Below are 15,789 nucleotides of genomic sequence, written 5' to 3'. Positions count from 1 at the left end.
AAAGAAATATATATGGCAATAATTAACAGAGTTTATTCCCCATTACGCACCCAGCTCTCAATGGATGTAGCGGAAGGGACATTAACGCAGGAGTATGATGCTAACAACAAGATCTATACACCGGACAGACGCATACGTCCTACGGCGATACTTCCGGTATGTGGCATCACAGATACATCAGAAATAATTGAGAGCGGAATAGTAAACCGCTATATTACGGATGTGAAGTGGTATGAGAACGGAATTAAGGACGTAAATCTGATATCGCCAACAAGTATTCATTATAAAATAGATTATTCTTCTGAAACGAATAATCGGGGAAGAATAACGGTTTATAAGAATGTAAATTCGGATAGTCCCATTACATTGTTCTTTACGGCAAACTATGCCGATATCGTTAATGGGAAAGTACGCAGAAAAGTTTCATTCTTGGGAAGTGTAATATTATCTTCCAGCATATCAGCTTCTTCTCCGATTGTACTCAAAACGGAAACTCTAAGAGGAACACGATACAATCCTCTTTCAGAATTGAAGTACATGACTCTATCGGCAGACCTATATTCCGGAAACACCATCATTCCTGCCGCTTACTGGTGGTACAAGAAAGAAAACGGACAGAATAACCTAATTACTGATTATGTCGGACATAACCTTCGCGAATTGCAAGTTCCTTCGGCAAGCTTGAAAATAGGTACACTGAACAATTACCTCTGCAAGGTGCAGGACTGCCGTCAGGATTTGACAGAAGTACGAAACGGATACTTGCAGGAGAATCTCGACAAGATATCCGGCTATCCGCGTAACTTGTTGGCTAAGCAGTACTTCCTTGACCTGAATGATGAGATCAATCCCGGTGTAGTAACTGAAGGGGAAGATGCGGATGGGAAGTATATATGCATACCTAATCCTGCTGCTCTTTATGCATATGTAGGTCAAGGAAAATATGGTGATTTGTTTGGTGGGAAGATTTCTTTTAAAGAAAATACTGTATACGTTATACGAGTTAGTGGTAAATACATAAACCAAATGGGGCTTACTCTAAATATGATGTATACAGATGGCTCAAAATCAAATCATTTTAAAATTGGGGATACAAATAAAAAAATGGAATATGTTATAAAAAGTGATATTGGGAAAACCATATCACATATTTCATGTACATATATCGCTGTTGCTATATCTTACATCTACGACATCCAGATCACCGAGGATTACAACTACAACCTGCTTGAAGGGGATACGGAAGAGGTGACTGTAAATCCAAGTGATAGTAATACTAACTATGCATCTATGCCTATAAGCCCGAAAATATCTTCAAAAAAAGTGACTGTTGGTATTGATGATGTTGTAAATATAGCAGGTGATGCAACAGAGTATTCAGTATCTATGTACAATTACGGAACAGTCAATTCGATAGTTGCAGATTTTATTGTTCTTTCTAAAAGTAGAAAGACAGGGGTATTAAATTTAACAGATAAATATGACGCTTCGCAGCCTGCTATTATTATGCTTTATGCAGGTAGATCAGGATCTACTGCCAGCAACTCTGTCAAGTACAATAACGTCCAACTCCTTGAAGGCGAGTACGCATGGAATGTGCTTGGTGAGGATATAGAAGAGGTTATTATTGAAGCTGGTGAAAATTCAAATGCATATAAGACAATTAAGGTAAAAGAGAAGCTGACAGTGGGTGGTAAATACACTGCCAGCTTCGATGAGATCGTCAATATATCCGGTGAAGCTACAGAGTATGCTGTTACTGTGTCCCAAGAAGGCAAAATATTGGCAAGCGGGATTGTGACGAAAGATAATCATACACTTACATTGACAATTAATGATAAATATGATCCGAATACGGAAAATGTTATTATTCTTGTTTACGCAGGGAGAGGGAATAATACTGCCGGAAACACAGTTAAATTCACAAACATCCGTCTTTTGCAAGGTGAGACAGTCCTTCCGTCCATGCCGGCTTATACTCCACATTTCATTCCATCCGCACCGGATATTGAGGTAGAGTCTGAATCGATACAATTGCCGGAGGGATACCGTCCGGACGTGCAAGGAAAGACGTTTGATCATGAATTTGCATTGACATCTGAAATGCCGGCATATAACGTCAAAGTTGTCACCCCTTATGGAGATGATTCCGGTGTGATTTCTATCCCCAATAACGTTAAGTTATTCCCTGCTTGGATACAGGTAGACGTTGCTGGTATTGGTACGCTAGACAATCCTGGGAGATACTTCTCTGCTGACTGGGGGAATGGCTTGAAGGGTATGAATGTGCTTTTGGATGCTGACGATATCGGTATGGGTATACAGGAGGTTGAGCCGGATGTGGTTGAAGGGCTTGAGTATGTGAAGTATGCGGCAAGTGGAATATTTTTACTAGTTGATAATTTGGAAGATTTTGTCGAAGGAAGCAGGATTGTTGTAGAAGTTCCACCTAATACCCCTAATAGTAATGCTTACATTAGTACCCGGAAGAATGGAGTTGGCTTATTGATATTGTATAATCCTAATGGAAATGTTTCTCTGTTTATATATGGCTATAATAAAAGAATGTCAACCATTATAAAATATGTAGAAAGTGTAATTCAGCGTTATGAGTTACGAATCGGTGCAACCTTGGAAGAGTGTCAGCTTTTTTTAAACGGAAAACTTTATACCGGTACATTTGGTGATATCGAAAATGGTGGAGGGGATTCCTTTATTGTCGATGCAGATTCGCGTGCATCATTAATAGAAATTTATTCTCCGGAGAATGTGCTCCTGCATAAATGGGATTTCAAAGGAAGTTCCAACGATGAAATATTTTCAGACAAAGCGGATACAGAAAATAAAATAAACTTCATTAAAGGGGGAGAATATGAACTGATCCCTGTATAATAAAAAAATCAAAAATTATGGCAAGATATATATTTATAGACAGAAAAAAAGCCCTTGAAAAGGGTCTTATCACCTCGGAATCCGCTTGTCGTCAGAATGCAACGACAGTGGTGTTGATCGAGGATGAGCTTAAAAAGCTCGGTAACAACGTTGACAAAGTGATTGAAGAGCTTGGTGCGACTGTGATGGATACAAAGCAGGCATTAAGAGAACTACAGAAGAGAGAATGGAATTAAAGTTAAAGTATATAAATAACAAAAAGGAGATTTATTATGGGAACAGCAAGAGGTAGTGTAGTACTAAAGAGAATAAGAAATACAGGAATGTTATCCATGCAGTTATTTACCGAAGGAGGTCGTCCTTTAAAACAGACTGTGACAGGTAATATGGTCAATGATGATTGGACTCAAGAAGGTAATCATCCCAAAGTATATCCATTAGCCCAATATTCAAGGTATTCAGATTTTATATCAGAATTTGTCAGCGTTTCATGGTCTTATGACGGTGTACCTATTTCGGATTCCGATGAACGTTTTGACCTTACACAGACGGTATCATATGGAAGCATTCAGATTCCATGTCTTACCATTAAATCTAACTTGGCTCTTGATATGACAAGTTTTAAGTTAATATCCTGTACTGCTGTAGTGAATATTGATGGTATTAATGAGAATGTCTCTGCTACTATTGAAGTAAGCAGAGAATCCGGATCAGAAGCTACATATATGGGATATATCTCACTTAACCCTCCTGTATTCGATGCGTCTATTACTGAAATACAGGCGACTGCTAAGTTGGAAAAAGGAGGTGATAGTATTTCGAATTTTAGTGTAAACTGGTATTGGGTAGTGCCGAATGACACCGACGGTACTGTTGATGGACTTGAAGAGATTGAAAGTAAAACCAATCCTTTGACAATTAACAGTTCTGATGTTGACACCCGTGGCGTACTCGTCGCTAAATTTATTGTAAACGGGGCAGAGCAATACTCTGCATTTGTAGCAGTAGAAGACAGGTCAGATCCTTACGAAATGGAATTTTCGTATGATACTCAGTTTGAAGGAGTATTAGATGAGCAGAACGGAATAACTACTACGGTAAAGGTTGTACATAGGGATTCAAGAGTAGAAGCTACCCAATTCAAATGGTTTGCTTTTGCATTGATGAGTGGTTCTGATTATATTAATGGTACCGGAGGTGCTAAACTACAGAACAATTCCTTCAAGGCTACAAAAGACGATTTTAATAAAGCCAAGAATGATTTACTGAATCTTGAAATAGAAGCATCAGATACTCCTAATTAAATATGAGGTCAAGAGGTAGTGTTGTTTTAAAAAGGATTTCTAATACCCCGTCAGTATCAATCCTTCCGGGTGAACGGGTGTTCCATAAGCTTTCGGACGGGACTTATGAGCCGGCTACGATTACGCTTGAAGCTGTCGTACAGAATGTGGATAACCCCAAATATCAGTGGGGGCGCATTGTAGGAGGCAGCTTCCAGCCGTATTCCGTAGTATACAGCCATATGATTGCTTCTCCGGTGCATGCAGGGGTGGTGGCTGTAAAAGTCACGGGTGACAATGTACCTAACGCGATAATTGCGTCTGAGGTCCTTACTATAGTGGAAGATGGCGTGTCTCCCGTACAATACAAGATAGTGGTAAGCCAACTAAACCGTGTCGTTGATTCGATTTCTTGCGATGCATATGGAAATCCGAAGATATATAATCAGGCTACGGCATATCTGTATAAGATAACCGGAAACACTGAGGTTCTTTGCGAGGACTTTTATTGCGTAGTCGTTTACTATAAGAATGGTACGCAGAGTGATGCAAGCGTCAGTACCTCTCCATCTGGTAGCTATACTTTTGATGTATCCGGTGATTACGATTTGATTCATGTCGGATTTATTGATTCGCCATCCGGAAAGGTCATCATAGATACCAGTTTGGCAAAGGTATATGACGGTGCTCCGGCTGTGCAGTACAGTATTGATATATTGCAGAACGGAAAGCCTGTTAATACGATAGCCAGTGACGCGGAAGGATATCCTAAATTAGAGCCAACTGCTTTTGCAAGGCTGTATAAAAAGGTCGGCAATGGTGAAAGGACTATATGTTCCGACTTCTATTGCAAGGTAGTGTCAATGAATACAGATGTCGATATCAGTGACGAAGAAGAAAGCGGTGTCCCCGTATCTGATTATGAATTTGAAGTAGCGGATAACTATTATGACAGCTTTGCCGTATCGTTTTTTGATAAAGCATCTAAAAAGACGGTTGCAGAGATAACCGTTCTTAGAACATACGACGGAACAGAAGGCAAGCCCGGTGAAAATGGCATTCCCGGATGTGCCATACGCCGTTCAGAGTGGAAATCCGGTATTGAGTATCGGAATGACGAAGGATTAAAAACTGTCAATACACGTTATATCGATACCGTTTTGGTACGTGCAAAAAATGCTTTGGGATGGCGAGGGTACAAGTGTTTGCAGACACATGTCAGTACGAATGATAATGCTCCGGGAAATACAGATTATTGGGAGGAATTTCCTACCAATACTGTCGGTATCCTTGCATCCTTGATTATTGCCCGTGACGCGAAGTTGGATTTCCTGTCTGGTAACGAGATACGTATCCTCGATACAAACGATAAGGTTACGGCCGGGGTTTCCGGTTCCGGTTCGGGTGATTCCGGTATAAGGTTCTATGCCGGATCGGATGATCCGCAAACAGCTCCGTTTAGGGTAGATGAGAATGGCAAAGTAATAGCTAACAATATTGTTGCATATGGTTCGGTTGCGACTCCTTTTATTGAGATAACGGACGATAATTATGAAGAATACTCGGTAATATATCCGGATAACACGGGAATCTTTATAAACATATCAAACAAACATGGTTTTAATTATAAGATTGGCAATCATTTATCTATTGAACCTGTAGTTATAAGCCTTCCATATGATTACGATAATGATGGAGTGGAAGTTAACATAGCGTCATATAGGACTTTAATTTCGTATGCCATCATCGTTGGGGCTTATGATATCAATAAGCAAAAGGAAAAAAATATAATCTTAAATCCCATTGACTTGGTTCGATTGAAATGTGTAGTATTAGAAAGAGGTAATTCGAATGACTCTGATGATATTAAGAAGCAAAATATAAAATGGATACATCTAAGCGGAGGAAGTTCTAACTAATGATCATGGAATATTAGTTAGATTTTATCCTGATACTCCTTTTGATTAAAAATCTCGCTCGAGTTTCACAGTCCGGGCAGATACAAACGGTAATTGCTTGTAATAGTAATGACAAATGGTATAAAGTATTAATAAATTTATAAACAATAAAAGATGGGATTAAATGACTGGCTGGCAATTATCGGGGCTATAGGAGGTAGTTCTACGATCACATGGTTAATCACTTTCTGGGTGAATCGTAAGACGAATGCCCGGAAAGAAGACGCTTCTGCTGATGGAATGGAGATACAGAATCTATTGAATATTATCAATGCTCAGTCATCGCAGATTGATAATCAGGAGAAACGGATGGCTACCAGAGACGCTAAGGTTGATTTCCTTTATTCTGAGAATAATAAGTTGCGTTCAGAACAACTTGAATTGATAAAGGATAGGCATGAACTTGAACTACGATTAAAAGAGGCCGAGATAAAGAAGTGTGATGTGAGAGGGTGTGCTAACCGGCAGCCACCGAGTGATTACTAATTAATAAGAAAATAGAGACATGAATAAAATAGATTCCATTATTATCCACTGCTCGGCCACACGTACCGGGCAGGATCTGCGTGCAAAAGACATTGATCGTATGCACAGACAAAGAGGCTTTTCCCAGATCGGATATAACTTCGTAATTGATCTTGATGGTACTGTAGAGAACGGTCGCCCACTTTCTATTGACGGTGCACACTGTAATACCAAAGGATTCTCCGGGCTATCATACAACAAACACAGTATTGGTATCTGTTATATCGGCGGATTGGATGCAAACGGACATCCGGCAGACACTCGGACTGAAGCGCAGAAGAACGCCCTTCGTGATCTTGTAGCCAAACTATGCAAAGAGTACGATATCATTGAGCTATTGGGCCACCGGGATACATCTCCTGATCTTAATGGAAATGGTGAAGTTGAACCGGCTGAGTATATCAAGGCTTGCCCGTGTTTCGATGTACGTAGTGAATTCAGTAACTTTTTGCGTAATGTAGTAGTGAAACTATGAAAGTACTTCCGTGGATATTTGTAATTCTATTATTAATTGTTTGTGTGGCGGCTTGGTTCCGTCCACTCAAGCAATTTCCGGCAGAAATCAAGACCGAGACAAAGGTAAAGACGATTGTCAAGGTTGATACATTATTGATTCCTTCCCCTATGGTGCCTCTATTAATCATTAGGTTGACAGACACGATGCATGTAGGTGATACTGTGATTCATCGTGAGCAAGCATACTATGAGGATAGTCTTTACCGGGTATGGGTGTCCGGTTATCGGCCGAGACTGGATAGTATGCAGATATTTCCGAGAACAGTGTACCAAACGGTAACAAATGATATTTATCATTCTATTATACCGAAGAAAAAACGTTGGGGGATTGGATTACAGGCTGGATACGGTTATCCGCATGGTTGGTATATCGGTGCAGGCATTAGTTACAACTTATTTATGTGGTAATTGTTATATATGTGTAGAAGCTTACTTGTAGCGACAAGTGGCAAAGCCTCAGTTTTTTTTGAATTGGGGCTTTTTAGTGTTTTTTTTGTAAATACTGTATCTTATTTGTATGTTTGTAAAAAAAATGATATGGCTAAATTTTACGATATTACAGAATGGAATGAAAAACCTTTTTTTAATACTAAGGGAACACGTAATAAGTGTGTAGTTAGTGATCCTGTAGACGACAGTGTTTATTTTTTTAAGACTTCGATGTTGAAAGAAGGGAAAGATTATAAACCAGAGTTCTGGTCTGAAATTATATCTTCTGAAATTGGCCGTTTTCTGGGATTTAATGTGTTAGAATATAATATAGCAAAACATGGAGATGAAGTTGGGTGTATTTCTAAGTCTATGAATACTGAGGAAGAATGTTTGACTGAGGGAGTAAGTATATTGACTGGTTACGACAATACCTATGAACCTGAAAATAAAGCTTCGTATTCTGCTTATACTTTTCATTTTATAAAAGCGGCTATTGAGAGTTTTAATTTTGGTGAACATATTGAAGATATTATAAAAACAATCATATTTGATAGCATTATAGGAAATAGTGATAGACATCAGGAAAATTGGGGATTTATTACACCTTATAAGGAAACAGAATTAACTAGTGAAGAAGCAAGTCGTATCTTTTCTAAATTAAAGGATAGGTTTAAACAGATAAAGGATTTTCTAACAAAGAATGGAAGCTTTACTATAAATGGACATGTAAAGATGAAAATTCTCAGGATGGAAGGTAAATATTCTCCTATATATGATAGTGGTTGTTGTTTAGCTAGAGAAAAAAATGAAGTCGCTGTGAAGCAAATGTTAAACGATAAGACTATGTTTGATAGTTTTATTAATAGGGGAAAGTCGGAAATAAGATGGGGTAATAATGGGATTAAATTAAATCATTTTGATCTTGTTAAAAATATAAGAGGTGAATTTCGGGAAACTGTGGATGGCATAATAAATAATGTTATATCTTTGTACGATGAGAACAAAATACGTGAGATTGTTTTTAATATAGATAGAGAGTTACCTGAAGGTTTACGGGAAGAATATGGTCTTTCTACTTCTCGTAAGGAATTGATTTTTAGGTTGATAAATGAACGCTTTTTGAAATTAAAAAACATATTATTATGAAGAGATATATAAAACATATCTATCTAGTGTGGAGACGTGGAAGAAATGACAGTCGTATAAAGGTTGGCAAAATAACTCGTAATCAAACTGAAGGAGTTAAGTTTGAATATATATCTGATGGAGTGAAAGAAGCTTTAGAAAAAGGTTTTAATATGTATCCTGATTTTCCTAATCCTTATGTTATATATAAAAATAATGTACTTGAGACATTTGCCCAGCGATTGACAAATACGGAAAGAGCTGATATACAAAAATATTATGATTATTGGGAAATATTGCCGACATTAAAAGATAATAAGTATTATGTGTTAGCTCAAACGCAGGGACTACTATCTACTGATAACTTTGAATTTGTAGCTGAATATTTCCCTGTACGAGGATTGAATTTTACTAGTGAAGTTTGTGGATTAACTAGGCGCCAGTTACCATCTGGAACATTGAAAAAAGGAGATGTTCTTGAATGGAAACTTGATAAAAAGAACCCATATGATAAATATGCAGTGCAACTTTTTAAAGACGGGATTGATATAGGGTATGTTAAGACTATTCATAGTAAGGTCTTTCATGATTCTAAATATAAAAAATTTAAAGTAACAGTGAAAAGTGTAGAACAAAATGGGCACCTAAATAGAGCTTTCATAACTATTACTACCATAAATAATAAATAAGTAAACAGTAGGCAGCTTATTGAGCTGCCTACTGTTTATTCTTCTTTTTCTTCCAGATCCACTTCTCCGTGACTTCCTGGTTTCCAATCTCCAATATCAGGATCAAGATCGTTCTCAGTACTATCCACTACAGTAGGAGTTGTATCTGTTTTTAACTCTTGTTTGTTTGTCTCTGTAATTTCTTCACGGCTGCAACTGACAGCTACAATCGAGAAAAGTATTAGTAGGTATTTCATATTACGAGGGTAATCTTTATATTTCAAATATTACTATCTTTGCTAAAAAATACATAATCATGGCACATAATTACGACCGCGAATCAGTACAAGAACTACTCTCTTGGGCAAAGAATATGCTTGAAAACAAGGCATATCCTGAAGTTCCTTATCAGCTTAATAAATGTACAAAGATACTTGATTGTGCGCATTATCTCGATAGTGCAATAGCTACCATCTCGGCGCATTGGGAGAATCCCACTTTCCACCCATATATTGAATGTTTGTGGGAGTTTAAGGAAAAGATGGAAGGAAAGGCAGCCGAATAAGCTGCCTTTTTCTGTAAATTTTGTTTTTGAAATCAGGTATTATCTGTAATTTTGCTCTACTTTTATTATCTTTTTGGAATGAAACTTTTGTGTAAATTTATATTATGGAGTGAATATGAAAATAATTAATTTTTTCTTTTTAAGTTTGTTATTCGTTTGGCTATACGCTTGTTCAAATGATCCATTGGCGGATTTGTCAGAAACTAATAGCGAAACCACGTGGTATAAAATATCAGAAGATCAACTCAACGGTTGGGACGAAGGTTACACTGATGATTCCGGCTTTTATATCACCTATGAAGCTGACTCGCTTCGTGGTTTGCAGTACGCTTATATTAATAAGAGTGGGAATACGGTAGAACAAGCCATTTGTTTTGTTTTTAACTGGGATTATGAGCCTTTGGCTGTACAGATTGATTCGAAACTCTATTTGGTAGATACAGCTTCCAAGAAACTCACGCTTGCCAAATCAACGAAAGAGAATATCCAGGAATGTTTACGCTTTTCTCTCAAACAAAATACGAAAGGGCGTGTAGTCGTTACTTCTCGTCCTAAACAAGTGGCAAGTGGTATAGGTACAGTGCTTTCGATACCTGATTTTCTTGATTTGGCACAAAATCTTGCTGAGCAAGATTTTGGTACTTTCTTTCAAAGTGTTGCGGCGATGGCTGTTGGCGCATTTGTTATTCCCGAGGAGATTAGTGCTGTGATCAGTATTGATGCTCTCAATGAACGTTTTTTCCTAATTCCATACTATATTGAATTGATTTATGGCGAAGCTTGTCCTGATGTCTATAAAATTACGCAAAATACTCACTCCAGTCAACACTGTACATTACAAGCTATGGTTGAAATATCCGGTATTGAGAGTATTCCGGATAACTATCTTGATGCTGGGAAGCACGATGTGTATGTAGGTGTGGTTGTGCTTGAAGGTCCACAGCTTCTACCTGAACCGCGCTTGGACTATTGTCACTATCGTGCGGATGAACGTCTCCTTCAAAAAGACTCGGAAGGTGGGTTTCAACAACAGTTTGAGAACTTTGATTTTCTTGTTAGTATAGGTAAATCATATTACTTCCGTCCTTATATTCGTTCCTCGCAAGTTGACAAGGAAGGACATTCGCTTCCGTTTATCCGATATGGAAAGACTTTGTATTACAGTACATTTAAATCAGGTATTACCGATTTTAAAGCCACTTCTGAAGGGTCTATGATCGATCTGGTTTATTTTCATGGTAATGTGACTGCGACAATGAGTAATTCGGAAGAAGTAAAAGAGTGGGGAGTGTATTGGATGGAAAACGGCTATCGTTCTTGTTACACAGCTCCGGAAGGTGCTTCTGCTTTCGTGCAGGAAATTTATGTAAAGTATGGGGTAAATGAAATGGATCTTTTCGACTGTACTAATCACATAGCTAAAAAACGTATACAGCTTGGTACATGGTTCCGCCGTAACATTATAGATGTGCAAAACGGATTGCCGGAGTATGAGTATAGCGCTCCGGAAGAATATGTGTTAGTATATGACCAACCTGTGTCAGTGAAGTTTGATAATTATGAAGTATTCCAAGGTCCTTATCCTGCTACGTCTTATGATCCTGAAACAGGTAAAAATGTTGTTGTTCCCGGTTCGGCGTGGTATGATTATTACCTTCACTTTACCATCACGGGTGCACCTTTTATAAATCAAGCTCTTTATCACATTGATCAATACGAATACGGACCGGTCGATAAGGGTTATGTCAATGGTTTGATATATTCTGGTGAGAGTCCGATGGTTATCAACGATGGTGATAATGTAATTGTGGTACGTCAACTCACTAGTACCATTCCTCGTGATGCTTATAGTGAAAGCTGGGAGTGGATTGTACTTGAAACGCAGTTTGGGAGAATCACAACTGATAGATCCTTACACTATTTCCATAATCGTGCTAAAGGGCTTAGTTTCACATCGAATATAGATGTGGAATAATGATATCTAAGCTATCAATTCAACGAAGAACGGGCAATGGTTGTAGCTTGTTCTTCGTTGTTTTTCTGTTTTTAGTAAATCAGATATCTCAGATATTTCAGACTAAGATTAGGTGAGATATTTGATTTTGTTAAAATAAGGGTGGGGGAGGTTATCCTTTCGTCATCATTATATCCGCCCTCATTTCTATGTAGTCCTTTGTTTTCGTGAGTTATTTACATGGTCTATTACTTTTCTATTAGCTTCATCTATTTTCTTTTGATCGAAATCTATATAAATAGACGTGATTTTACTACCTATCTCATGTCCGAGGGCGGCAGATATGGTTTCTTTGGGTATATCCAGTGAAGCAGCAATGGTAGCCCACGTGTGGCGGGCCCAATACGATGTTATTTTAGGGAATAATGGCTCTCTTATCTTTTTCCCTCCTAAACCCTTTCGTTCGAAATCTCCAAGCTTTTGTAGCCCTCTTCCCATTGCCGCCATATAATTTCGATAGTTACCTTTATTTTTTTCAGTTATATTTAATAAGTATTTATCCCCTTTATAGCGTTCAATAATTTCCATTGCTTCCGGTTCTATCTTAATTGAATAAAGCTTTCCGGTTTTTTCGCGTTTATATTCAATTCTACCATCATGTATTTCCCTTATATTAAATAGGTCTATCCCATTTATGCCGATAAGGTAAAACATAAGCATAAACATGTCTTGATATTCTTTTTGATACTCTTCCCCTACATAGTCTCGTAGCAGGATTAATTGTTCTACTTTGAGTGATCGTTTGCGTGTTTCCTCCCTTTCTATTGCGAATTTTCGAAACGGATACAGGTCGGTGTCTTCATTATCGATAGCATAATTAAAGACAGCGCGGATGTTGCGTAAATGTATTGAGCGCGAATTTGTTTTCATTCCAGAATCGCACATCCACTTATTGAAGGCTTCGAGCCATTTGCGATCCATCGTTTCAAATGCACAATCAGGATCATAAAAAGATAATTTTACTTTAGTGCTGTTATAGCAGTCTATTGTGTTTTTTTTGTTTTTAGTTGCAATGAAGTCGTCTATGTAGTCTATGAACTTCTTTTTACTGACAGCATTGTTTTTGATAAGGTTCTCTATTTGTTCTTTTAGTGCCTTATCGCTTGTCGATTTTAATCTTTCAGTAGCATCAAGGCTAATAAGATAGGTCTCTACTTTATTAATAAGATTTCGTATTGCTACATTTTTAGCCTTATAATTTTTTGCATCTTTGTTGTATTCAAATCCCGTCCATGTGTTCGGTGATGCCGTAAACTCTGTTCCGATTAGAAATTTACCGTTGTGTCGGACATGTAGTTTAATAGGGTAGGAGCCATCACTTTTAGCTCTACGTGTGTCTAAATAGAAATTAACAGTTGCCATAACGATTATTTTTGGGGAATTTGGTGCAAATAAACTAATTAACTTCTTGAATAGTCTATTTAATGAATCCATAAAGAATGTTTTTTGGTGCAAATCATTTGCACCAAATTTGCACCACAAAGATAAATAATACCCCTCAGAAACCCTATAAAGCGGGATTAAAAAACTAAAATGGCATAAAAAAAGCAGTTACTTATTTTTGTAACTGCTTGATTCTTAGTTAGTAGTGGGTACGAGAATCGAACTCGTATTACATGCGTGAGAGGCATGTGTCCTAACCGTTAGACGAACCCACCGATTTTAGATTTAAAAAGAGCCAAGTCTTAATAACTTAGCTCTTTTTTTGTTGAGATTAAGCGGAAGCTGCGAGATTCGAACTCGCGGTACGGTTACCCGTACGTCAGTTTAGCAAACTGGTGGTTTCAGCCACTCACCCAAACTTCCTTGAACCCGCATTCTCTCTCAAATGCGGTGCAAAGATAGAAGGAAGTTTTGAACTATGCAAACCTTTCTGCAAGATTTTTTTCTACTTTTTCTTCCACATATCGTTAATTGGCTATGTTTCAAATGTTAAACGCGAAAACTTTTTTAGTCCGGTTTTTGTAATGGATAAAGAGGTTTACCAGTTTCGTCTACTTCGGTCCAACCTAATACTTCAACATTAGGAAATGAAACAGAATTTCCATCAATCACTGCACTGAATACGTAAGAATCTCCTCCTGCCAACTCTCCGTTGGGTAAAAGAATGTTTACGTTATAGGTACGTGGAGTATTTTCGCCATCTGCCAGTATTTGCAGGGTCAGCGGCATCGCTGTATTGGTTTTTAGTGGAAGCATGATATATTGAGCTGTGAAACCATTGATTCCCATATTGGCTGTTTCGGTACTGTACGTTGTAGACGGAGTTATTTCTCCGGTAATCATATCCATAGTAGCACCCGGGGTTGTTGGAGTGATGGAAGCTGATACCAGTTTGTCCAGTTTTATTCCGCTACCGGCAGAGATGTTGAATACTATCTGGGTGGCACAGTGTTGAAAAAGAACAGGCATGCTCACTTGTGTACTCGTAACGTCCTGTAATTTGTTACTTGCCCACAAATAATCTACTCCGTTGGTCAAAGGCTCTGAACGCTCGTTGATGAATTTAGCAGAAGTCGTAGAAGCGTTGTTAGAGATGGCGTAGAAATAATAAACGCCATTGGGCAGATACATTTTATATCCTTCTACCCCGGTTAGTACGCCTACAGTAGCAGTGGTATAGATACCCTCGGCAGAAGGAGTTTCAAGTGAAGTAACTGGTGATTTGAATGCGTATATGGAACTTGTTATTCCTTTACGCATCGGTGAAAGAGAGCGTGTCATATTTCTACTCTCTATAGAAGCATGAAAAGTGATTAATGCTTTTTGATCCGGAGTTCCTGTTCCGTTATCAGATTGGCCTTCTTCTGTCCCATTTTCGCCAATATTGATATTGATTGAGTCTTTGGAACATGCGGTGAAAAATAAAGTAGTGCATGTAAGTATTGTCCATGCAGCAGCTTTTACAAAATAGATTTTCATAATTAAGTGTTTTAGAATGAATGATTTTCCTATATACACTTAAAAGGAGATTTTGTTCAGAACAGGAGGGAAGAGGATAGCAATTAAAATAAGAGCATAAAAAAAGGCTATCTATCCCAGACAGCCAATCTTTTTGTTAACCTTAAATCTAATACTATGAAAAACACAGTACAAAGATACATGCTTCTGGGAAAATAGCAAACTTTTGAGGCTTAATAGCTTGATTTATAACATGAATTAAGAAGTTTGGTGTCGATGTTAACGTTTGGTAGTAAAAAGGTGAGATTTCCCTCTAAGGATTAGGCTATTCCCTTATTGAATGTGGGATTTTTCTTTTGGGCTCAATCAAACGTTTGCCTACTTTTGTTTTATGCAAAAACACATAAAAGAAAGGAAAAAGATTATGAAAACGAAAGCTTTTAAATATTTGAAACTGGTATTGCTGACCTTTGCTATGGTTAATCTAACAGCCTGTGAGATTGAAATAGATGGTTTTTATGATGATGACGATATTGGCGGTAGCTATTATAATAAGTCACGTGATCTGTGCAGTCGTACCTGGGTGAGAACTTACTATAATATGGATGGTTATTACTGCCGGCAGGAGATTGATTTTTATCTGGATAGGAGGGGAGTGGATTACATTCGTATACAGTATCCTGATGGAAGAATACGGGAGGATGAATATCGTTTCAATTGGAACTGGGAAAATGCAGTACAGTCATCTCTTCGCATGGTATATGGCCCGAATGATGTGTCTTATCTCGATGAAGTAAATCTTTGGGGGAATCGCCTTGAAGGATATCTGGATGGATGGGATAACTATGTAGTCTATAAAGGCAGGCTCTAACTTATTTGATATAAATCAACTCTCGGTTTCGTTAAAATT

Annotated in this window: 15 protein-coding genes and 2 tRNA genes; 12 read left to right on the top strand and 5 right to left on the bottom strand. The window is 37.9% G+C overall.

The features are described 5' to 3' along the window. Window positions 1-12 precede the first annotated feature (12 nt). The 9 genes from VCM39_RS12365 to VCM39_RS12325 all read left to right on the top strand — a co-directional run bounded on the left by VCM39_RS12365 (window position 13) and on the right by VCM39_RS12325 (window position 9,420). The gene (locus tag VCM39_RS12365; RefSeq protein WP_322932574.1) at window positions 13-2,892 is read left to right on the top strand and encodes a hypothetical protein; all 2,880 of its coding nucleotides are present in this window, start codon (window positions 13-15) and stop codon (window positions 2,890-2,892) included. A 17-nt stretch (window positions 2,893-2,909) separates the two neighbouring features. Next, window positions 2,910-3,128: a hypothetical protein gene (locus VCM39_RS12360; RefSeq protein WP_002560880.1), complete on the top strand. Its 219-nt coding sequence runs from the start codon at window positions 2,910-2,912 to the stop codon at window positions 3,126-3,128. A 36-nt stretch (window positions 3,129-3,164) separates the two neighbouring features. Then, window positions 3,165-4,196 carry a hypothetical protein gene (locus VCM39_RS12355; RefSeq protein WP_322932575.1) on the top strand — a complete coding sequence of 344 codons (1,032 nt, stop codon included), beginning with the start codon at window positions 3,165-3,167 and terminating at the stop codon, window positions 4,194-4,196. Window positions 4,197-4,198: 2 nt separating this feature from the next. After that, window positions 4,199-6,094 (top strand): hypothetical protein, encoded by a 1,896-nt coding sequence (locus tag VCM39_RS12350; RefSeq protein WP_322932576.1) that lies wholly within the window; start codon window positions 4,199-4,201, stop codon window positions 6,092-6,094. Between the two features lie 153 nt (window positions 6,095-6,247). Continuing rightward, window positions 6,248-6,619: a hypothetical protein gene (locus tag VCM39_RS12345; RefSeq protein ID WP_256142540.1), complete on the top strand. Its 372-nt coding sequence runs from the start codon at window positions 6,248-6,250 to the stop codon at window positions 6,617-6,619. A gap of 19 nt (window positions 6,620-6,638) precedes the next feature. Next, window positions 6,639-7,133: an N-acetylmuramoyl-L-alanine amidase gene (locus VCM39_RS12340; RefSeq protein WP_322932577.1), complete on the top strand. Its 495-nt coding sequence runs from the start codon at window positions 6,639-6,641 to the stop codon at window positions 7,131-7,133. Then, window positions 7,130-7,582, top strand: a complete 453-nt coding sequence (locus VCM39_RS12335; RefSeq protein ID WP_322932578.1) for a DUF6808 domain-containing protein — start codon at window positions 7,130-7,132, stop codon at window positions 7,580-7,582. The genes VCM39_RS12340 and VCM39_RS12335 overlap by 4 nt, the downstream gene beginning before the upstream one ends. Window positions 7,583-7,711: 129 nt before the next feature. After that, window positions 7,712-8,752, top strand: a complete 1,041-nt coding sequence (locus tag VCM39_RS12330) for a hypothetical protein (RefSeq protein WP_322932579.1) — start codon at window positions 7,712-7,714, stop codon at window positions 8,750-8,752. After that, window positions 8,749-9,420: a hypothetical protein gene (locus VCM39_RS12325; protein WP_322932580.1), complete on the top strand. Its 672-nt coding sequence runs from the start codon at window positions 8,749-8,751 to the stop codon at window positions 9,418-9,420. Before VCM39_RS12330 ends, VCM39_RS12325 begins: the two co-directional genes overlap by 4 nt. Before the next feature lie 35 nt (window positions 9,421-9,455). Here VCM39_RS12325 and VCM39_RS12320 read toward each other — a convergent pair whose 3' ends face one another. After that, complete coding sequence (locus tag VCM39_RS12320; RefSeq protein ID WP_322932581.1) at window positions 9,456-9,656, bottom strand: hypothetical protein; 201 nt, start codon at window positions 9,654-9,656, stop codon at window positions 9,456-9,458. Between the two features lie 59 nt (window positions 9,657-9,715). Here VCM39_RS12320 and VCM39_RS12315 point away from each other — a divergent pair, with 59 nt between their 5' ends. Beyond that, entirely contained in the window at window positions 9,716-9,964 is a 249-nt protein-coding gene (locus tag VCM39_RS12315; protein WP_322932582.1) for a DUF6965 family protein, read from the top strand. A 115-nt stretch (window positions 9,965-10,079) separates the two neighbouring features. Continuing rightward, entirely contained in the window at window positions 10,080-11,939 is a 1,860-nt protein-coding gene (locus tag VCM39_RS12310; RefSeq protein WP_322932583.1) for a hypothetical protein, read from the top strand. A 186-nt stretch (window positions 11,940-12,125) separates the two neighbouring features. Here the strand turns inward: VCM39_RS12310 and VCM39_RS12305 are convergent, their stop codons facing one another. The 4 genes from VCM39_RS12305 to VCM39_RS12290 all read right to left on the bottom strand — a co-directional run bounded on the left by VCM39_RS12305 (window position 12,126) and on the right by VCM39_RS12290 (window position 14,900). Next, the gene (locus VCM39_RS12305) at window positions 12,126-13,340 is read right to left on the bottom strand and encodes a site-specific integrase (protein WP_323673967.1); all 1,215 of its coding nucleotides are present in this window, start codon (window positions 13,338-13,340) and stop codon (window positions 12,126-12,128) included. Window positions 13,341-13,564: 224 nt separating this feature from the next. Next, a tRNA-Glu gene (locus VCM39_RS12300) sits at window positions 13,565-13,636 on the bottom strand. Between the two features lie 61 nt (window positions 13,637-13,697). Continuing rightward, window positions 13,698-13,784 (bottom strand) — tRNA-Ser (locus VCM39_RS12295). A gap of 144 nt (window positions 13,785-13,928) precedes the next feature. Further along, window positions 13,929-14,900, bottom strand: coding sequence for a fimbrillin family protein (locus VCM39_RS12290; protein WP_322932585.1), 972 nt, complete (start codon window positions 14,898-14,900; stop codon window positions 13,929-13,931). A 403-nt stretch (window positions 14,901-15,303) separates the two neighbouring features. Between VCM39_RS12290 and VCM39_RS12285 the strand changes: the two genes are divergently transcribed. Then, a complete protein-coding gene (locus VCM39_RS12285; RefSeq protein WP_289291453.1) occupies window positions 15,304-15,750 on the top strand; it encodes a hypothetical protein in 447 nt (148 codons plus the stop codon). The last annotated feature ends 39 nt before the right edge of the window (window positions 15,751-15,789 follow it).

Source organism: Bacteroides mucinivorans (assembly GCF_034654355.2).
GTDB classification, from domain to species: Bacteria; Bacteroidota; Bacteroidia; order Bacteroidales; family Bacteroidaceae; genus Bacteroides; species Bacteroides nordii.
The sequence above is the reverse complement of the archived record's forward strand: the minus strand, read 5'-3'. Positions and strand labels throughout refer to the sequence as shown.